The sequence below is a fragment of the Arthrobacter sp. Cza30 genome, from assembly GCF_059090765.1.
Genome location: NZ_JBNHGA010000006.1, coordinates 57,719 through 76,634, shown reverse-complemented (window position 1 = coordinate 76,634; position 18,916 = coordinate 57,719). Strand labels below are relative to the sequence as shown.

18 protein-coding genes are annotated in these 18,916 nt (G+C 68.7%); 3 read left to right on the top strand and 15 right to left on the bottom strand.

Annotated features, from left to right (window positions below; all coding sequences use genetic code 11):
• The first annotated feature begins 118 nt into the window (after positions 1-118).
• Complete coding sequence (gene panB / locus AC5RVZ_RS20990; protein WP_494067623.1) at positions 119-991, top strand: 3-methyl-2-oxobutanoate hydroxymethyltransferase; 873 nt, start codon at positions 119-121, stop codon at positions 989-991.
• Between the two features lie 61 nt (positions 992-1,052).
• On the opposite strand, the gene AC5RVZ_RS20985 is transcribed toward panB, so the two are convergent.
• Positions 1,053-1,292: an SPOR domain-containing protein gene (locus tag AC5RVZ_RS20985; protein WP_494067622.1), complete on the bottom strand. Its 240-nt coding sequence runs from the start codon at positions 1,290-1,292 to the stop codon at positions 1,053-1,055.
• 16 nt (positions 1,293-1,308) lie between these two features.
• Here AC5RVZ_RS20985 and map point away from each other — a divergent pair, with 16 nt between their 5' ends.
• Both map and ppgK read left to right on the top strand, forming a co-directional pair.
• The gene (gene map, locus AC5RVZ_RS20980) at positions 1,309-2,187 is read left to right on the top strand and encodes a type I methionyl aminopeptidase (RefSeq protein WP_494067621.1); all 879 of its coding nucleotides are present in this window, start codon (positions 1,309-1,311) and stop codon (positions 2,185-2,187) included.
• A 107-nt stretch (positions 2,188-2,294) separates the two neighbouring features.
• Entirely contained in the window at positions 2,295-3,095 is an 801-nt protein-coding gene (gene ppgK, locus AC5RVZ_RS20975; protein ID WP_494067918.1) for a polyphosphate--glucose phosphotransferase, read from the top strand.
• Positions 3,096-3,170: 75 nt separating this feature from the next.
• On the opposite strand, the gene nrdR is transcribed toward ppgK, so the two are convergent.
• The 14 genes from nrdR to murG all read right to left on the bottom strand — a co-directional run bounded on the left by nrdR (position 3,171) and on the right by murG (position 18,908).
• Entirely contained in the window at positions 3,171-3,671 is a 501-nt protein-coding gene (gene nrdR / locus AC5RVZ_RS20970; protein WP_493999479.1) for a transcriptional regulator NrdR, read from the bottom strand.
• A gap of 100 nt (positions 3,672-3,771) precedes the next feature.
• Complete coding sequence (gene hisD / locus AC5RVZ_RS20965) at positions 3,772-5,121, bottom strand: histidinol dehydrogenase (protein WP_494067620.1); 1,350 nt, start codon at positions 5,119-5,121, stop codon at positions 3,772-3,774.
• A gap of 34 nt (positions 5,122-5,155) precedes the next feature.
• Positions 5,156-8,698 (bottom strand): DNA polymerase III subunit alpha, encoded by a 3,543-nt coding sequence (dnaE, locus tag AC5RVZ_RS20960; protein ID WP_494014120.1) that lies wholly within the window; start codon positions 8,696-8,698, stop codon positions 5,156-5,158.
• 46 nt (positions 8,699-8,744) lie between these two features.
• Entirely contained in the window at positions 8,745-9,680 is a 936-nt protein-coding gene (locus AC5RVZ_RS20955; RefSeq protein ID WP_494067619.1) for an RluA family pseudouridine synthase, read from the bottom strand.
• Positions 9,673-10,284, bottom strand: coding sequence for a signal peptidase II (lspA, locus tag AC5RVZ_RS20950; protein ID WP_494067618.1), 612 nt, complete (start codon positions 10,282-10,284; stop codon positions 9,673-9,675). Before lspA ends, AC5RVZ_RS20955 begins: the two co-directional genes overlap by 8 nt.
• Before the next feature lie 129 nt (positions 10,285-10,413).
• A complete protein-coding gene (locus AC5RVZ_RS20945; RefSeq protein WP_493999475.1) occupies positions 10,414-11,079 on the bottom strand; it encodes a DivIVA domain-containing protein in 666 nt (221 codons plus the stop codon).
• 149 nt (positions 11,080-11,228) lie between these two features.
• Positions 11,229-11,516, bottom strand: a complete 288-nt coding sequence (locus AC5RVZ_RS20940; RefSeq protein ID WP_493977952.1) for a YggT family protein — start codon at positions 11,514-11,516, stop codon at positions 11,229-11,231.
• 66 nt (positions 11,517-11,582) lie between these two features.
• Positions 11,583-12,098, bottom strand: coding sequence for a cell division protein SepF (locus AC5RVZ_RS20935; protein WP_493999473.1), 516 nt, complete (start codon positions 12,096-12,098; stop codon positions 11,583-11,585).
• Positions 12,099-12,188: 90 nt separating this feature from the next.
• Positions 12,189-12,938 carry a YggS family pyridoxal phosphate-dependent enzyme gene (locus AC5RVZ_RS20930; RefSeq protein ID WP_494067617.1) on the bottom strand — a complete coding sequence of 250 codons (750 nt, stop codon included), beginning with the start codon at positions 12,936-12,938 and terminating at the stop codon, positions 12,189-12,191.
• On the bottom strand, positions 12,935-13,654 hold the full coding sequence (locus tag AC5RVZ_RS20925; RefSeq protein WP_494067616.1) for a purine nucleoside phosphorylase YfiH/LACC1 family protein: 720 nt from the start codon (positions 13,652-13,654) through the stop codon (positions 12,935-12,937). The genes AC5RVZ_RS20930 and AC5RVZ_RS20925 overlap by 4 nt, the downstream gene beginning before the upstream one ends.
• A 19-nt stretch (positions 13,655-13,673) precedes the next feature.
• The gene (gene ftsZ / locus AC5RVZ_RS20920) at positions 13,674-14,858 is read right to left on the bottom strand and encodes a cell division protein FtsZ (RefSeq protein ID WP_494067615.1); all 1,185 of its coding nucleotides are present in this window, start codon (positions 14,856-14,858) and stop codon (positions 13,674-13,676) included.
• A gap of 219 nt (positions 14,859-15,077) precedes the next feature.
• Positions 15,078-16,382 (bottom strand): cell division protein FtsQ/DivIB, encoded by a 1,305-nt coding sequence (locus AC5RVZ_RS20915; RefSeq protein WP_494067614.1) that lies wholly within the window; start codon positions 16,380-16,382, stop codon positions 15,078-15,080.
• Complete coding sequence (gene murC, locus AC5RVZ_RS20910) at positions 16,379-17,803, bottom strand: UDP-N-acetylmuramate--L-alanine ligase (RefSeq protein WP_494067613.1); 1,425 nt, start codon at positions 17,801-17,803, stop codon at positions 16,379-16,381. The genes AC5RVZ_RS20915 and murC overlap by 4 nt, the downstream gene beginning before the upstream one ends.
• The gene (murG, locus tag AC5RVZ_RS20905; protein WP_494067612.1) at positions 17,790-18,908 is read right to left on the bottom strand and encodes an undecaprenyldiphospho-muramoylpentapeptide beta-N-acetylglucosaminyltransferase; all 1,119 of its coding nucleotides are present in this window, start codon (positions 18,906-18,908) and stop codon (positions 17,790-17,792) included. Before murG ends, murC begins: the two co-directional genes overlap by 14 nt.
• Positions 18,909-18,916 lie beyond the last annotated feature (8 nt).

Sequence of the window (18,916 nt, the reverse complement as noted above, 5' to 3'; positions counted from 1 at the left end):
AAGGCCTGCGGTGGTCTGCTTCCCTTTAGCCTACTGGCAGCACAACCGAAGTTGGCGCCCCGGTAACGCAGCCGCGCACAAGTGGAGCAGCAGTCGTCTGAGGATTAGGCTCTACCACATGCCCACTTCACAGACTTCCGGCGCCGAGCAGCCGGCTCCTTACGGCACGCCGGCGGCGGCATCGGCTTCCCGCCCGGCCCGCCGCACCCGCATCCACCACCTGCAGCAAGCCAAGGACGAGGGCCGGCGCTTCGCCATGTTGACGGCGTACGACCAGTACACCGCGGAAATCTTCGACGCCGCCGGCATCGAGGTGCTGCTGATCGGGGACTCGGCGTCCAACAACGTCCTGGGCAACGAGACCTCCCTGCCGATCACCGTGGACGAGATGCTGCCGCTCTGCCGGGCGGTCGCCCGCTCGGCCCGCAGCGCCTTCGTCGTTGCCGACCTGCCCTTCGGCAGCTACGAGGTGTCGCCGGCGCAGGCGGTGGAAACGGCCGTGCGCTTCCTGAAGGAAACCGGCGTCCACGCGGTGAAAATGGAGGGCGGCGCCTACTATGCGGACACCGTCCGGGCCATGGTGCAGGCCGGAGTCCCGGTACTGGCGCATATCGGCTTCACTCCGCAGAGCGAACATGCGCTGGGCGGCTACCGGGTGCAGGGCCGCGGCGACGACGCCGAACGGCTCATCGACGACGCCCTGGCCCTGGAAGCTGCCGGAGCCTTCGGGGTGCTCATGGAGATGGTCCCGGCCGAGGCGGCCGCCAAGGTGGACCAGGCCCTGCGTGTCCCCACGATCGGGATCGGGGCCGGGCCGTCGACCACCGGCCAGGTCCTGGTCTGGCAGGACATGGTCGGCCTGCGCGGCGGCAAGATGGCGAAGTTCGTCAAACAGTATGCGGACGTGCGCACGGTGATTTCCGACGCCGCCGCCGCCTTCCGCTCGGACGTCCAGGACGGCGCGTTCCCCGGCCCGGAGCACTCCTTCTAGGCCCCGCGTCCCTTCAATGGGCTAATCGGCGCACCCCGCGCCGGGGCAGGCGCCGGCGGGATCAGTCGTCCTCCGCGTCCCACTCGTCGTTGCGCCGCTGCACCTTCTCCAATGCGTGCTCGGCCTCTTCGCGGGTCTCGTAGGGGCCGATCAGCTGGGTCCAGTCGGACTGGGCGCCCACTTCCACCTGATGGGTGACCACGTTGTACCAGAAATCCGCCATGCCGGCCTCCTTACGTTGACGGCGCCCGGCAGCGTTCGAAGGCTGTTGCCCCTCCGCTGTCGGGCACCTCTGCAGCACCTATATGATCGATATTATGCCCCACAACGCAGCAACAGCACCCGTCGGAACCCTCGTTCAAGGCACCGTCAGCCCCCCGTTGCCCGTTCCCCCGTCGATCGTCCGGCCCGAGTACGCGTGGAAGCCGGCGCCGGCCAGATTCACCGGCTCGGAGGTCAAGACGCCGGAGACCATCGAGAAAATCCGCGTCGCCGGACGGATCGCCGCACAGGCCATCGTGGAGGTCGGCAAGCACATCGAGCCGGGCGTGACCACCGACGAGTTGGACCGGATCGGGCATGAATTCCTGCTGGACCACGGGGCGTATCCCTCCTGCCTGGGCTACCGCGGCTTCCCCAAGTCGATCTGTTCCTCGGTGAATGAGGTGATCTGCCACGGCATTCCGGATTCCACCGTGCTGCAGGACGGGGACATCATCAACATCGACATCACCGCCTACCTGGACGGCGTCCACGGGGACACGAACTACACCTTTTTGGTCGGCGACGTCGATGAAGAGTCGCGCCTGCTGGTCGAGCGGACCCAGGAGTCGCTGCGCCGCGGCATCAAGGCCGTGGCCCCGGGACGGGAAATCAACGTCATCGGCCGGACCATCGAGTCCTATGCCAGGCGATTCGGCTACGGCGTGGTCCGCGATTTCACCGGCCACGGCGTCGGCGAGGCCTTCCACACCGGCCTGATCATCCCGCACTACGATGCCGCGCCTGCCTACAGCCGGGCGATTGAGCCGGGCATGGTTTTCACCATCGAGCCCATGCTGACCCTGGGCACGATCGAGTGGGAGATGTGGGATGACAACTGGACGGTCGTCACGAAGGACCGGAGGCGGACCGCCCAGTTCGAGCACACCCTGGTGGTCACCGAGACCGGGGCGGAAATCCTCACCCTCCCCTAGCCTTTCGCAGCCTGACACCGCCGGGCACAGCGGGTAGGCTTCCGGTAGTCCGGCGAGGCACGCCGGGGCTCAACGCGCACGGAGGTGGCATGGCGACCCAGGACATCGTGGCCAAGAAGGCAGCCAGGCGGGCGGCCCGGTCGGCGATCGGCATCGATATCGGCGGAACCGGCATCAAGGGCGGCATCGTCGACCTCAAAAAGGGCATCCTGGTCGGCGACCGCATCCGCTATGACACGCCCCGTCCGTCCAGTCCGGAGGCCGTGGCCGACGTCGTCGCGCGCATCGTCAAAGAGCTCAGCGCCCGCCCGGAAGGACCGGAATCCGACCGGCCGGTGGGCGTGACGTTCCCCGCCATCATCCGCCACGGCATTGCACGGTCGGCGGCCAACGTGGACGAGCGCTGGATCGGGACCGACGTCGACGCGCTGCTCACGCACCGGATGTCCCGCCCCGTGCAGGTGATGAACGACGCCGACGCGGCCGGCCTGGCGGAGGTCCGCTACGGGGCGGGTGCGGGGGTAAAGGGCACCGTGCTGGTCATCACCCTGGGTACGGGCATCGGGTCGGCGTTCATCTTCGACGGCAAGCTGGTCCCGAACGCCGAATTAGGCCACCTGGAGCTGGACGGGCACGACGCCGAGTCGAAGGCATCCGCCGTGGCCCGCGAACGCGATGGACTGGACTGGGCGGAGTACTCGCAGCGCCTGCAGCGGTACTTTTCGCACGTCGAGTTCCTGTTCTCGCCGGAACTGTTCATTATCGGCGGCGGCATCTCGAAACGGAGCGAGGACTTCCTGCCCCGGCTTCAGCTGGCCACGCCGATCATCCCGGCCCAGCTGCGCAACAACGCCGGCATCGTGGGGGCGGCCCTGCAGGCGGCCCTGCACTTCGGCTTCGCCAAATAGGCCGGCAACCGGAAGGTTGGTGCCGGTGGCGGCCTCGGCTTCCCCTCCGCAGCCGCCACCGGAGTCTTGGTCGCGCTACTGCGCTGTCAACGGCCGCTGTCGGCCTTCGGGCCCCTGCTGGCCGTTCCGCTGCGCATCGTGGCGCAGCTGGTCGATCGCGGATTCGAAATCCTCCAGCGATTCGTAGCCCTGGTAGACACTGGCGAACCGCAGGTAGGCGATCAGGTCCAGCTTCTTCAGCGGGCCCAGGATGGCCAGGCCCACCTCATGCGCGTCGATTTCCGCGGCCCCGCTGGCGCGGACCGACTCTTCGACTTCCTGGGCCAGCATGGCCAGGTCGTCTTCCGTCACGGGACGGCCCTGGCAGGCCTTGCGCACGCCGTTGACGACCTTGGTCCGGCTGAACGGCTCGCTGACACCGGAACGCTTGATCACGCTGAGGCTGGTCGTCTCCACCGTGGTGAAGCGGCGACCGCAGGCCGGACACTGGCGGCGCCGCCGGATCGCCGAACCGTCGTCGGTCAGCCGGCTGTCCACCACCCGCGAATCGGAGTTGCGGCAGAACGGACAGTACACGCCACACTCCTTCGCTCGGGACAGCCAACCCATTCATCCTAGAACCATATGTAGGTGAATTACAAGACTGTCATTACTACATGTTGGGGTTGAGCCCTGTTCAGGCGAACCGGATGGCGACGGCGTCGCCGTGGGCCGGGAGGTCCTCGGCGCGGGCCAGCGCGGCGATGTGCCCGCTGACTTCCCGCAGCGCCGCGTCGCCGTAGTTGACCACCTGGACGGCACGCAGGAAGGTCGTCACGTTCAGGCCGCTGGCGAAGGTGGCGGTGCCGCTGGTGGGCAGGACGTGGTTGGAGCCGGCGCAGTAGTCGCCCAGGCTCACCGGGCTGTAGTCGCCCACGAAGATCGCTCCCGCGTTGCGGATCCGGGCGGCCACCGCGGCCGCGTCGGCGGTCTGGATCTCCAGGTGCTCGGCGGCGTAGGCATCACAGACGGCGATGCCCTGTTCCAGCCCGTCCACCAAAATGGTCCCCGACTGCGGGCCGGACAGCGCCTCGCGGACGCGGGCGGCGTGTTTGGTCCGGGCGACCTGCCCGCCGAGTTCCCTGCGCACTGCCGCCGCCAGTTCCTCCGAAGCCGTGATCAGGACGGAGGCTGCGTGCGGGTCGTGCTCGGCCTGGCTGATGAGGTCGGCGGCCACGAACGCCGGATTGGCAGTCTCGTCGGCCAGGATGGCGATCTCGGTGGTGCCGGCCTCCGCGTCGATCCCCACCACGCTCTTGACCAGCCTCTTGGCGGTGGCCACATAGACGTTGCCGGGGCCGGTGACGACGTCCACCGGCTCCAGCGCCGGGCCGTGCTCGTTCGCGGGAGCGCCGTAGGCGAACGCGGCCACCGCCTGCGCGCCGCCGATGGCGTACACCTCGTCGATTCCCAGCAGTTTGGCGGCGGCCAGGATGGTCGGGTGCGGGAGCGAGCCGAAGTCTTTCTGCGGCGGCGACGCGAGGGCGATGGACGCTACGCCGGCGGCCTGGGCGGGTACCACGTTCATGACGACCGATGACGGGTACACCGCCAGCCCGCCGGGGACGTAGAGCCCCACGCGGTTCACCGGGATCCATTTGTGCGTCACCACCGCTCCGTCACCGATCTCGACGTCGGTGTCAGCCGGCTTTTGCGCCGCGGCGAACCGACGGGCGCGCGTGATCGATTCCTCCAGGCCGGCGCGGACCTGCGGATCCAGCTGTTCCAGGGCTTCGTCCAGCGCGGCCGCCGGCACGCGGGGATGCAGTTGCTCCACCCCGTCGAAGCGGCGGGCAAGCTCCGCCAGAGCGGCGAACCCGCCCGCCCGGACCTTGCCGATGATTTCCTCTACGGCGCCGGTGGCGGCGTCGAAGGTGGTCTCCGCCCGCGGCATGGCCGCCTTGAGTTCGGAGGTGCCCAGCCGGCGGCCGCGCAGGTCCAGGGTGGGGAAATCGTTGAAGGTGTTGGCCGAGGCTGCAGAAGTCACCCACCCATTCTACTGACCCGGCACCGCCGCCCGGTCAGGCATCGAGGCAGGCGGGCCCGAGCAGGACTTTGAGGTCGCCGAACAGCGAGGGGTTCGGATTGACCCGCAGGTCCACCCCGAGCTTCATCACCTCGACCTTGCGCGAGCCGTTCAGCCGCACCTGCACCTCGGTGGTGCCCGGGTGGGTGCGCAGCACGTCGCCCAGCGCGGTGACCACCGACTCGGTGGCCTTAAAGCTGGCCATCGAGATCACGACGGGCCCGGAGTGCCCGTCGCTCAGGTCCGGAACGGTGAGTTCCTGCGCATTCAGGGTGACGGCACCGTCGTCGCGGCGCTGCAGCCGGCCGCGCACCACCACGATCAGGTCTTCCGCGAGCACGGTGGCGATCGGCGCGTACGCCTGCCCGAAGAACATCACCTCCATGGAACCGCCCAGGTCCTCGACCTCGGCGCGGGCGTAGGCGTTGCCGCTGTTCTTGGCGATCCGGCGCTGCAGCGACGTGATCATGCCCGCGATGGTGATGATCTGACCGTCCGGCGGGCCGTCCTCGCCGATCACGGACGTGATGGACAGGTCCGCGTGCTGGCTCAGGATCCCGTCCAGCCCCTGCAGCGGGTGGTCCGAGACATACAGGCCGAGCATGTCGCGCTCGAACGCGAGCTTGTCCTTCTTGTCCCACTCGGGCAGGTCCGGCACGTCCACCGACAGGCCCCCGGCGGTTTCGCCGCCGTCGTCGAACGCGCTGAAGAGGTCGAACTGGTTGGCCGCCTCGTTGCGCTTGAGCACGATGACCGAGTCCACCGCCTCCTCGTGGATCATCGCGAGGGCGCGGCGCGGATGGCCCAGCGAGTCGAAGGCGCCCGCCTTGACCAGCGACTCTATGGTGCGCTTGTTGCAGACCACGGCCGGGACTTTCTGCAGGAAGTCGCTGAAGCTGGCGAAGTTGCCCTTCTCGTCGCGTGCGGCCACCATGGCGTGCACGACGTTGGCGCCGACGTTGCGGATGGCGCCCATGCCGAAGCGGATGTCCGTGCCGACCGGGGTGAAGTTCAGTGCCGACTCGTTGACGTCCGGCGGCAGCACGGTGATGCCCATGTGCCGGCATTCGTTCAGGTACAGCGCCAGCTTGTCCTTGTCGTCGCCGACCGAGGTGAGCAGGGCGGCCATGTATTCGGCCGGATAGTGCGCCTTCAGGTAGGCCGTCCAGTAGGACACCAGGCCGTAGGCCGCCGAGTGCGCCTTGTTGAACGCGTAGTCGGAGAAGGGCAGCAGGATGTCCCACAGCGCCTTGACCGCAGCCTCGGAGTAGCCGCGGTCCACCATGCCTTGGTGGAAGCCCGCATACTGCTTGTCCAGTTCGGACTTCTTCTTCTTGCCCATGGCGCGGCGCAGGATGTCCGCCTGGCCCAGCGAGAAGCCGGCCACCTTCTGCGCGATCGCCATCACCTGCTCCTGGTACACGATCAGGCCGTAGGTGGTATCCAGGATTTCGCGCAGCGGCTCTTCCAGCTCCGGATGGATCGGGGTGATCTCCTGGACGCCGGTCTTGCGGAGGGCGTAGTTGGTGTGCGAGTTCGCGCCCATCGGGCCCGGCCGGTACAAGGCTATGACGGCGGAGATGTCTTCGAAGTTGTCCGGGCGCATCATCTTCAGCAGGGACCGCATGGGGCCGCCGTCGAGCTGGAACACGCCGAGGGTATCGCCGCGGGCGAGCAGTTCGTAGGACGGCCGGTCGTCCAGGTCGAGCGTTTCAAGGTCCAGGTCGATGTCCTGGTTCATCTTGATGTTCTCGATGGCGTCCGTGATGATCGTCAGGTTGCGCAGGCCGAGGAAGTCCATCTTGATCAGGCCGAGGCCTTCGCAGGTGGGGTAGTCGAACTGCGTAATGACCTGGCCGTCCTGCTCCCGGCGCATGATCGGGATGATGTCGATCAGCGGTTCCGAGGACATGATCACGCCGGCCGCGTGCACGCCCCACTGGCGCTTCAGCCCCTCCAGGCCCAGCGCGGTTTCGAAGACCTTCGCGGACTCCTGGTCGGACTTGAGCAGCTCGCGCATCTCCTCGGCCTCGCCGTAGCGCTTGGCGTTGGGATCGTGGACTTCCTTCAGCGTCAGGCCCTTGCCCATGACGTCCGGCGGCATCGCCTTGGACAGCCGCTCGCCGGTGGAGAACGGATAGCCCATGACGCGGGACGAGTCCTTCAGCGCCTGCTTGGCCTTGATGGTGCCGTAGGTGACGATCATGGCGACGCGGTCGTCGCCGTACTTCTCGGTGACGTACTTGATCACCTCGGGGCGGCGCCGGTCGTCGAAGTCGACATCGAAGTCGGGCATCGAGACGCGGTCCGGGTTCAGGAAGCGCTCGAAGATCAGCCCGTGCTTGAGCGGGTTCAGGTCGGTGATGCGCATCGCGTACGCGACCATGGAGCCGGCGCCGGAACCACGGCCGGGTCCCACGCGGATGCCGTGGTCCTTCGACCAGTTGATGAAGTCGGCGACCACCAGGAAGTAGCCGGGGAAGCCCATCTGGAGGATGATGCCGATCTCATATTCGGCCTGCTTCCGCACGTCGTCGGGAATGCCGTGGGGGAACCGGTAGTGCAGGCCCTTCTCGACTTCCTTGACGAACCAGGACTCCTCGTTCTCCCCCTCCGGCACCGGGAAGCGCGGCATGTAGGAGGCCTTGGTATTGAACTCCACGTTGCAGCGCTCGGCGATCAGGAGCGTGTTGTCGCAGGCCTCCGGGACGTCGCGGAAGATGGCCCGCATTTCCGCCGGAGACTTCAGGTAGAACTCGTCCGCGTCGAACTTGAAGCGCTTCGGGTCGGCCAGCGTCGAGCCGGACTGCACGCACAGCAGCGCCGCGTGCGACTTGGCGTCTTCGGCATGGGTGTAGTGGAGGTCGTTGGTGGCGACGAACGGCAGCCCGAGTTCGCGGGCCAGTTTCCGCAGGTCGGCCTGGACGTTGCGTTCGATGTCCAGGCCGTGGTCCATCAACTCGCAGTAGAAGTTTTCTTTGCCGAAGATGTCCCGGAAATCGGAGGCGGCCTGCTTGGCCTCGTCGTAGAGTCCCAGCCGCAGCTTGGTCTGGACCTCGCCGGACGGGCAGCCGGTGGTGGCGATCAGTCCCTTGCCGTAGGTCTGCAGCAGGTCGCGGTCCATCCGGGGCTTGTAAAGGTAGCCCTCCAGCGAGGCCAGCGACGAGGCGCGGAACAGGTTGTGCATGCCTTCGGTGGTCTCGGCCCACATGGTCATGTGGGTGTAGGCGCCGGCGCCGGAGACGTCGTTGCGTCCGCCGTCGCCCCACCGCACCCGGGTCTTGTCCGCCCGGGCGGTGCCCGGCGTCAGATACGCTTCCACCCCGACGATCGGCTTGATGCCGGCGTTGCGGGCCTTGTTCCAGAAATCGAAGGCGCCGAAAACGAACCCGTGGTCGGTCGTCGCCACCGCGTTCATGCCCAGTTCGTCGGCGTGGCTGAACAGGTCGGTCAGCCGCGCCGCACCGTCGAGCATCGAGTACTCGGTGTGGTTGTGAAGGTGGACGAAGGAATCGTTGCCGATCTTGGATGAAGTCACTGCTGCCACCGTTTCATTCTAGGTGCCGGAGCCAGCCGGTACCGGCTTACACGCGGTGTTCGGCCAGCGCCTGCAGCGCGTAGGCCAGGTCCCGCGGGTACTCGCTCTCGTATTCGACCCACTCCCCGCTGCCGGGGTGGTGGAAACCAAGTTTCTTGGCGTGCAGCCACTGCCGGGTCAGTCCCAGCGCGGCGGCGAGTTTGGGGTCCGCGCCATACGTCAGGTCGCCGGCACACGGATGCCGCAGCGCGGAAAAGTGCACCCGGATCTGGTGCGTGCGGCCGGTCTCCAAGTGCACCTCGACCAGCGAAGCCCTGCCGAAGGCCTCGAGTACCTCGTAGTGGGTGATCGAGTTGCGGCCGTCTTCGACCACGGCGAACCGCCAGTCGTAGCCGGGGTGCCGGCCGATCGGCGCATCGATGGTGCCCTCCAGCGGGTCCGGCAGTCCCTGGACCAGCGCGTGGTAGACCTTGTCCACCGTGCGTTCCTTGAACGCGCGCTTCAGCAGGGTGTAGCCGTGTTCGGTCTTGGCGACCACCATGACGCCGGAGGTTCCCACGTCGAGGCGGTGGACGATGCCGGCCCGCTCGGCGGCACCCGACGTCGAAATCCGGTAGCCCCGGGCGGCCAGGGCGCCGACGACGGTCGGGCCGACCCAGCCCGGCGAGGGGTGGGCGGCAACGCCCACCGGCTTGTCGATGACGACGAAATCGTCCTCGTCTCCGAGAATCTGCAAATCCTCTACCTCTTCCACCACGACGGCGAGCGGATCCCGCTGTTCGGGTACGGCAATGCGCAGGCTTCCCTGCTGCGGAAGCTTCTCCGACTTGGCGATAACCCGGCCGTCCAAGTCCACGCGTCCGTCGCCGAGGAGTGCTGCGGCTGCCGAGCGGGATACTCCCAGCAGCGCGGCCACCGCGGTATCGGCCCGCGCGCCGGCTGTCCGGGCGTCCAGCTCCACGACCCTGACGTCGTCAGTCACCGCTCTCCCCCGCCGCCTTGCCGTCGCCGGCCGGTTTGTCCGCGGCCTTGGCGGTCTCCCGGGTACCGTCCATTCCGATGCCCATGAACGTCAGCACGCACCACAGGATGACCGCTCCCACCACGGCGGAGTCGGCAATGTTGAAGATGGCGAAGTTAGGAAAGGCGATGAAGTCCACCACGTGGCCCACCCCGAAGCCGGGTTCGCGGAACAGCCGGTCGGTCAGGTTGCCCAGCGCGCCGCCGAGCAGGAAGCCGAGTGCCACGGACCACCACAGGGACCGGACCTTGCGCGCGTAGATCACGATCGCCGCGGAAACCGCAGTCATGACGATGGTGAACACCCACGTGTAGTCCTCGCCGATCGAGAACGCGGCCCCGGAATTGCGGATGAAGTGCCAGTGCAGCAGCGGCGGCAGGACCGGGGTGATCTGGCCCTCGGTCATGGTGGACACCACCCACCACTTGGTCAGCTGGTCGAAGGCATAGGCGAACGCCGCGCAGCCGGCCAGCAGCAGGATGAACCGGCCGGCGCCCTTCCGCTGTCCCGGTGCGGCCGCCGCCCCATCGTCGGGTCGATCGGCTGCCGGTGAAGTTTCTGACATGTCTCTCTCGTCTTCAGTGCCGGTCGGGCGCCGGGGCGGGGCGTCCAAAGCCAATGGCCGGCGGCAGGGTAATCCCGGCGCCGGCCATTGGGAGCCCCGTGGCATGGGGCTGGCGGTTATCTTCCGCGCTTACGCGTCGGCGCTGTCCTTGACCTCGGGGGCAGCGAAGGATCCGCGGGCTTCCAGGTCCCGCAGCTGGCCTTCGATGTACGCCTTCAGGCGGGCCCGGTAGTCGCGTTCGAATCCACGCAGCTGCTCCAGCTTGCGCTCCAGCACGGCCTTCTGCTGCTCGAGGTTGCCCAGGGTCTTGCGGCTCTTCTCTTCGGCGTCGTTGACCAGGCTGCTGGCTTCCAGCTGTGCCTCGGCAATGATCTTGTCCCGCTGCTCCACGCCGGCGGTGACGTACTCGTCGTGGAGCTTCTGGGCCATGGCCAGCACGCCCGCGGCGGACTCGGCGGCCGCGGTGTGCCCGGTCCCGGATGCCGGAACGGCCGCGGGGGCCGGCTTCGGCTCCTCCTTCGGCTTGGGCTCTTCCTTGGGCTCTTCCTTGACCGGTTCCCTGACCTGCTCGGTCTTCGGGGCGGCGGAGACCGGAGCCGGCACGGAGGCCTCCGGACCCTGGTTCGACGTGGCTTCGGCCAGCTTTTTGCGAAGTTCGTCGTTCTCCTGGTTCAGCCGGCGGAGTTCGACGACGATCTCATCTAGGAAATCGTCGACCTCGTCCTGGTCATAGCCTTCGCGAAACTTGGTCGGCTGGAACCGCTTGTTGACAACGTCTTCTGGCGTCAAAGCCATCTGGTCACCTCATACTGGTTCGTGGGTCATGAATGCTACGTGCTGGATTCATAACAACGGTAGCGAATATCCGCCGTGCAACGGACATCCGCCAGCTATATCTGAATCAGAATATATCGTTTCGGAGACGAACACTAACGCGCCCCCGGTCAGGCCAGACCGGCCACGATCGCCATGGCGATCGTGACGGCAAGGAACAGGACCAGGAACGCAAGATCGAGCGCGAATCCTCCGATTCGCAGCGGCGGAATGAGCCGTCGGAGGGCCTTCATGGGCGGGTCGGTCACGGAGTAGACCGCTGACGCCGCGACGAGCGCGATGCCGCGCGGCCGCCAGCGCCGGGCAAAGGCCTGCACGATTTCAAAGACGATCCGCACGATCAGGGCCAGCTGGAACAGCATCAAGATCAGGTAGAGCAGGACGAAAATGAGGGACACGCCGGTTCCACGATTCCTAGCGCTAGAAGGAGTAAGGCTGGCAGGCCTGCCGGAGGTAGCTGCGGGCTAGCTCTGGTTGAAGAAGCTGGCCTGCTGGTCGCTGGACTTCCGGTCCTCGCCCAGCACTTCCACGCTCGACGGCGAGAGCAGGAAGACCTTGTTCGTGACCCGCTCGATGCTGCCGTGCAGGCCGAAGACCAGGCCGGCGGAAAAGTCGACCAAACGCTTGGCTTCCGCTTCGCCCATGTCCGTGACGTTCATGATCACCGGAATGCCGTCGCGGAAACTTTCGCCAATGATCTTGGCATCATTGTACGACCGCGGATGCACGGTGGTGATCTGGTGCAGCACTGTAGCGTCCTCGCGGGCCGACGGAGCGCGCTTGATCGGCGTCACCGGCGCCCGGTATTCCTCGGCAACCTGCTTCACCGGCGGGGCGGGCTCGGGGCGGCGCTCCTGGCGGGGCTGGTCCACAGGCTGCTCCTCATCTCGAGCGGGCGTGTCTGCCTGCTCGGCTTCGTAGTGCTCGTCACCATCGGCGAGCCCAAGATAAATCATTGTCTTGCGCAGTGTGCCTGCCATGGTCGCTCCCATCCTGTCTTCAGCGCTGCTGTCCCGCCTTGCCAGGTCCCGGATTTGCGGGCCCGGCAAGGAGTCTGCCTAGCCAAAACGCTACCCCACGGCCGGTCGCGGGCCGAGGACATCGGAACCGACGCGGAGGTGTGTCGCGCCCGCGGCGACCGCGGCTTCGAGGTCCTGACTCATGCCCGCCGACACCAGGCCGGCGCCGGGATGCTGTTCCTGAAGCCGCTGCGACAGCTCGACCAGCCGGCCGAACGCGCGGGCAGGGTCTGCGCCCAGCGGTGCGACAGCCATCAGCCCGGCGGGGTTCAGTCCCCTGGTGTCACCGAGGGCATCGGCCAACGCCGGGATGTCCTCCGGCCGGGCACCGCCGCGGGCCGCCGTGCCCGCGGCCTGCCCGGTGCCGCTCTCGTCAAGGTTCACCTGGATCAGGCAGTCCAGGTGCGCCCGCGGTGCGAGCCCGGCGGCCTCCCGCCGTTCCTGCTCGGCGACGACGGCCTTGCCGAGGGCGGTGACGAGTTGCCGCCGGTCCACCGAATGGACCACATCCGCGTACCGCACCACGGACTTTGCCTTGTTCGTCTGCAGTTGCCCGATGAAATGCCAGCGGAGCCCGGCACCGGCAAGCTCGGCGGCCTTCGCGGCCGCTTCCTGGTCCCGGTTTTCGCCGACGTCGGTGACGCCCAGGTCATGCAGCAGCGCAACGTCGGAGGCCGGGAAGAACTTCGTCACGACGATCAGTTCCGGCTCCGTGGAACGCCCCGCGGCGGCCCGGGCGATCCGGGCCCGGACACGTTCCAGGTTCGCTGCCAGTTCGGACTTGCGGGCGTCGGTACTCATGCGTCCTTCCAGACAAGGCCGGCGAACCGGCCGGTTCGTTGATCGCGCCGATAGGAGTACAGCCTCTCGTCCTCCCGGGTGCAGCCGGCCACCTGGTGCACGTCCACACCGAGCCCGGCCAGCTCAGCCCTGGCTCCGGCGGCAAGGTCCAGGGCCGGCGTCCCCCAGGCTGTCCTCGCCGCCAGTTGGGGCATCCGGGCAACCGCCTCGGCCTGCATCTGCTCGGGAACCTCATAGCAGGCCCCGCAGATGGAGGGACCGATCCAGGCCCGCAGTTCGCCCGAACCGGCCTCGCGGAGCCGGGCGACGGTGTTGGCCAGCACCCCGTCGAGCAGTCCGCGGCGGCCGGCATGGGCCACGGCGGTGGCGGCCCCGCCGTCGGGACGTGTCCCCACCAGCACGACCGGCAGGCAGTCCGCGACCATCACCGCCAGCGGCGCCGCGCCGTCGGCGCTGACCAGCGCGTCGGCCGGCGCGGCTCTTTCAGCGGTGTCGGCCTCCCCGCCGCCGGCGGGGATGACCGCGGCGACGGCCGAATGCACCTGGTTCATGAACCGCAGCGAACCGGCCGGTACGGACATGGCGTCTTCCAGCGCCGCGCGCCGCCGGAGCACCGTGTCGGGGTCGTCCCCGACATGCAGGCCAAGGTTCCCGGCCGAGCGGTCGGTAAAGGCGGCCCACACGCCGGTGTGGACCCGCTGCTTCCACCAGAACACTGCGGGCCTGCCTGAGGGTTTACTTCAGGAAGTCCGGAACGTCCAGGTCGTCGACGCGGCCCGCGCTCAGGTCCGGCTCGACGATGGCCGGCAGATCCATGTCGAAGCCCGCATCGGCGGGAACGTGGTGCTGCGGCATGGCACCGCTGAAGCTGTGCTCCATGGGCTCCGAGACCGGCACGGACGGCTGGGCGGCCGGAACGGCGGGCGTACCGGCCGGGACGGCGGCCGGCTTCTGGGTCGGAGCGGAGGTGACGTCCACCTGGTCAAAGCCGGCGGCGATGACGGTCACCCGGGCTTCGTCGCCGAGCGCGTCGTCGATGACGGCGCCGAAGATGATGTTCGCCTCGGGGTGTGCGACTTCCTGCACCAGCCGGGCGGCCTCGTTGATCTCGAACAGGCCCAGGTCCGATCCGCCCTGGATCGACAGCAGCACGCCGTGCGCACCGTCGATCGACGCTTCCAGCAGCGGAGACGCGATCGCCAGCTCGGCGGCCTTGACGGCCCGGTCCTCGCCGCGGGCGGAGCCGATGCCCATCAGCGCCGAGCCGGCGCCCTGCATGACGGACTTCACGTCCGCGAAGTCAAGGTTGATCAGGCCCGGGGTGGTGATCAGATCGGTGATGCCCTGCACGCCGGAGAGCAGCACCTGGTCGGCGGACCGGAAGGCATCGAGCATGGAGACGTTGCGGTCGCTGATGGACAGCAGACGGTCGTTGGGGATCACGATGAGGGTGTCGACTTCGTCGCGCAGCGTCTCGATGCCGCTTTCGGCCTGGTTCGACCGGCGGCGGCCCTCGAACGTGAACGGGCGGGTGACAACGCCGATGGTCAGGGCGCCGAGCGAGCGCGCGATCCGGGCCACCACCGGTGCGCCGCCGGTGCCGGTGCCGCCGCCTTCGCCGGCGGTCACGAAGACCATGTCCGCGCCGCGCAGCACTTCCTCGATCTCTTCGGCATGGTCCTCGGCGGCCTTTCGGCCCACCTCCGGGTCGGCGCCGGCACCAAGGCCCCGGGTGAGTTCGCGCCCGACGTCGAGCTTGACGTCGGCGTCACTCATCAGCAGTGCCTGAGCGTCGGTGTTGATGGCGATGAACTCCACGCCACGGAGTCCCACCTCGATCATCCGGTTGACGGCATTCACGCCACCGCCGCCGATGCCGACGACCTTGATGACGGCCAAGTAATTCTGCGGTGCTGCCACGTCCTGTGTCCCTTGCTCGAGTCTGTGCACTGATCAGTTCTGCCGGCGCGGGCGGGTACCCTGTCCGGTAGTTTCACCTAACCTTAACCTTCAGCTTGAAGGTTAGAGTTATGTCAAGTAGTTCCTATTCGAGACGCTAGACGGAAGCCCCGGCCCACACAACGACCTTGCTCCGCGTGTCGCGCGTTCCCACCATGTTGCGCATTAGCCGTCTCCTGCTCAACGCGTCACCGGGCGTGTGGGCGTGCTCACATCGATGACGCTCGCCTTGTCTTTCACGTCTTTTGCCCGCAGCAGCGCCTGCAGGACGGTGGCCTTGAGTTCCTGCTCCTGCGCGTTCCCCCACAGCACTTTCTGGCCGCTGGCCAACTGGAGTTCCACCGAGTCCACCGACTGCGCGGAGGCGTGCTTGAGCTGTTTCAGGACGTCGGGCGGCAGCGCGGCGAGCACCCCGGTGATGGACGCGAAGACATCCGGGTTTTCGGCGGCCTTCGCGCCGTCGATCAAGGGCAGTTTTGCCTCGCTGCGCTTGGCGACCGACGCAAGTTCCGTCCCCGACTCGTCGATCAGCACGAATTTCTTGCCGTCCTTCAGCACGGCCACGGGGGTGTGCTCGATGATCCGAACGTGCAGTTCCGACGGCGGCCTGGCGATCACTTCCACCGACTCCACTGCCGGCAGGTGGTCCACCCGGGCATGGACGTCGCGTTCTCCGATGCGGGCCAGCGGCGTTCCCATGAGCGGTTGCAGCGCCTCGGTGAGCGTTGCTTTTTCGGTCAATTCGGCGCCCTCGACGGTGATCGTCTTCACGGCCAGCGCCGGCGACAGGAAGATCACCGACATCAAGACGGCGAAGAGCACGGCCACAATCCCGGCGGCGATCAACAGCCGGCGCCGCGTCTTACGCGCGGCCGGTTCGGGGAAACTGACGACGGTGGTATCGGAGGTGTCCGCGCCGTCCGCGCGGTCCGGTCCCGCCCCGTGGCCCCGCCACCGCGACAGCAGCGCTGCCGCCCCGGCCCGCTTGGCGCCGGACGCGCGCGCGGTCTTGCCTGCCGCCCTGCCGGGCGCGCCGGATGCTGCGGGGACGGACGGAGTGCCGGAGCCGGGCTTGGGTGTACGCGCGGGCCGTGCCGCTCCCCCGGCTTTGGGGGTGCGGGAGGGAGCCGCCGTCCCGGCCGTCCTCCCGGCGGCGGCAAGACCGCCCCGACCGGAAGGCTTGCCCGATCCGCGCTTGGGGGCGCGCGGGGCGGGATTGGATGCCGCAGCGCGCTTGGCTGCCGGGGCGGGCCTGGCTGCCGGGGCCGGTCTGGCTGCCGCGGCGGGCCCGGCAGCCGCAGTGGACTCCGCGGCGGGCATGGCCGACACCCTGCCGGTGTTGATCCGCACGCCCGTGTCCCGGGGCGCCTGCGTCGCCGATCCGGGGTTTGGCTGCTGCCCGGTGGCCTCCGTCGGCCGCGGGGCGTCCGGCTGCCGGGCGGCGGCGGGACGTGCGGCGGGCGTGCGGGGCTTGCGCGGACTCATCGCGCCGCCGCTGCGGCCTGCCCCAGGGCCTCGACCAGCACCGGCCCGTATTGGGTCACGTCACCGGCGCCGACGGTCAGCACGATGTCCCCGGGCCGGGAACGGGCAACAATGTCCCGCACCGCCCGCCCCGGATCCGGTGCATAGCTGCCGGGAGCGAGCCGGCTGGTGATCAGTTCGCTGGTGACGCCCGGGATCGGATCTTCGCGGGAGGCGTAGATGTCGAGGACGGCCGCAGAATCGGCCAGTTGCAGGGCCCTGGCGAACTCCGCGGCGAATTCCCGGGTGCGGGAAAACAGATGCGGCTGGAACAGGACATGCACCGCATGCCCGCCGGCCACCTTGCGGGCGGCCGTGAGGGCCGCGTGGACCTCGGTGGGGTGGTGTGCGTAGTCGTCGAACACGCGCACCCCTGCCGCCGTGCCCTTGGCCTCGAACCGCCTGGCTGCTCCGGTGAACCCGGCCAGTCCCTCGGCTGCGGTGGCCGGGTCGATGCCCTGGGTGATGGCCACGGCGAGGGCGGCGGCGGCATTGCGGATGTTGTGCTCGCCCGGCACCTGCAGCCGCAGCGTGCAGCTGCCGCCGGGGTATGCGATCCTGCTGGTGCTCCCCGAGCCGGCGAAGACGGTGTCTTCGACGCGCACCTGGGCGTCGGCCGCGTAGCCGTAGCCCAGCACGCGGCCTGCTGCGCCGGACGCCGCCGTCCGTTCCGCCAGGGCGCGGGCGCCGTCGTCGTCGAGGCAGGCCACCAGGGTGCCGTCGGCCGGAAGCAGTGCGGTGAACCGGTCGAAGGAGGCGTACACGGCTTCGGCCGACCCGTAGTGGTCCAGGTGGTCGGCCTCCACGTTGGTCACCACGATGACCTGCGGGTTGTAGTTGAGGAACGATCCGTCGGATTCGTCGGCTTCGGCGACGAACAGTTCGCCCCGCCCGTGGGCGGCGTTGACGCCGAGCGCCGCCACATCGCCGCCGATGGCGAACGAGGGTTCGCAGCCGGCCGCCTGCAGCATGACGGTGGCCATGGCCGTGGTGGTGGTCTTGCCGTGGGTGCCGCCGACGGCGATCAGCCGCTTCCCCTCCATCGCGGCGGCAAGGGCCACCGAACGGTGCACGATGTTCAGGCCGGCGGCGGCAGCGGCCTGCAGTTCGGGGTTCTCCGGCCGGATGGCGGTGGAGACCACCACCGTGTCCGCGCCGGCGACATGGGCGGCCTCGTGGCCCACGAAGACGTTGGCACCGAGGGCCTCCAGCTGGCGCAGGACCGCCGAGTCGCGCGCGTCCGAACCGGAGACCGGCACGCCGCGGGCCAGCAGGATCCGGGCGATGGCGGACATTCCGGCGCCGCCCAATCCAATGAAGTGCACGGCGCCGAGTTCGCCGAACGGCAGCCGGGCGGTGGTGTGGAAATCAGTGGCTTTCATCTGTGTTCCTCCCTGCTGCCTCGAGCACCAATTGTGCCATTCGGGTGTCCGCGTCGCGGATTCCCAGGGCGTGTGCCGCGGCGGACATCTGCTGCAGCCGCTCCGGGTTTTGCAGCAGGGGGATTAGTTCGTCCGTGACCCAGCGGGGTGTGAACCCGCCGTCGCGGACCAGCACGGCCCCGCCCGCGGCCACGAGGGAAGCCGCGTTCAGTGCCTGTTCGCCGTTGCCGTGCGGCAGCGGCACCAGCACGGACGGCAGGCCCACGGCGGCTATCTCGCACACCGTGGCCGCGCCGGCGCGGGCCAGCAGCAGGTCGGCCGCCGCGTAGACATCCTGCATGCCGTCCACGAATTCCACCTGGTGGTAGCCGGGGGCGGCGAGCAGTTGCCCGTCGGCGTCCCGCAGCGCCTTGTTCCGCCCGGTGATGTGCAGCACCTGGATGCCTGCCGCGGCGAGCTCCTGCAGGGAGGCGCCGATGGTGCGGTTGATGCTCAGCGCGCCCGAGGAGCCGCCGGTGACGATGAGGGTCGGCCGGTCCGGCGCCAGTCCCAGCCGCCGGCGCGCGGCTTCGCGGGAGGCTTCCCGGTCGAGGGTGGCGATTTCGGGCCGCATCGGCATGCCGACCCAGCGGGCGCCGGGCAGTTTCGTGTCTTTGAACGCGACCGCGACCCGGCCGGTCAGCCGTGCCCCGACCCGGTTCGCCAGCCCCGGCCGGGCGTTGGCTTCATGGATCACGATCGGCACCCGGCGCAGCCTGGCGGCGATGTAGACCGGCGTGCACACATACCCGCCGACGCCCACCACGACGTCGGCCTTCGCGCCGTCGATGATGCCCGCGGCTTGGCGCACGGCCCCGGCGAACTTGAACGGCAGCTTCAGCAGGTCGAGGGAGGGGCGGCGCGGCAGCGGAACCCGCCCGATCGTGGCGAGCCGGTGGCCCGCCGCGGGGACCAGCCGGGTCTCCATGCCGACGGCGGTGCCGACGGCGAGGATGCGGGCCGCGGGGGCGGCCCGGAGGACGGCGCCGGCGATGGCCAGCAGCGGGCTGACGTGCCCCGCCGTGCCGCCGCCGGCCAGGACCACAGAGGGATCGGAAGTGTTCATGGTGTTGC

Excerpts from the sequence above, each read along its gene's own strand:
- AC5RVZ_RS20945 (WP_493999475.1), bottom strand. The coding sequence starts at position 11,079 with ATGGCTTTGACGCCAGAAGACGTTGTCAACAAGCGGTTCCAGCCGACC.
- panB (WP_494067623.1), top strand. The coding sequence starts at position 119 with ATGCCCACTTCACAGACTTCCGGCGCCGAGCAGCCGGCTCCTTACGGC.
- map (WP_494067621.1), top strand. The coding sequence starts at position 1,309 with ATGCCCCACAACGCAGCAACAGCACCCGTCGGAACCCTCGTTCAAGGC.
- AC5RVZ_RS20935 (WP_493999473.1), bottom strand. The coding sequence starts at position 12,098 with ATGGCAGGCACACTGCGCAAGACAATGATTTATCTTGGGCTCGCCGAT.
- murG (WP_494067612.1), bottom strand. The coding sequence starts at position 18,908 with ATGAACACTTCCGATCCCTCTGTGGTCCTGGCCGGCGGCGGCACGGCG.
- AC5RVZ_RS20930 (WP_494067617.1), bottom strand. The coding sequence starts at position 12,938 with ATGAGTACCGACGCCCGCAAGTCCGAACTGGCAGCGAACCTGGAACGT.
- lspA (WP_494067618.1), bottom strand. The coding sequence starts at position 10,284 with ATGTCAGAAACTTCACCGGCAGCCGATCGACCCGACGATGGGGCGGCG.
- murC (WP_494067613.1), bottom strand. The coding sequence starts at position 17,803 with ATGAAAGCCACTGATTTCCACACCACCGCCCGGCTGCCGTTCGGCGAA.
- AC5RVZ_RS20915 (WP_494067614.1), bottom strand. The coding sequence starts at position 16,382 with ATGAGTCCGCGCAAGCCCCGCACGCCCGCCGCACGTCCCGCCGCCGCC.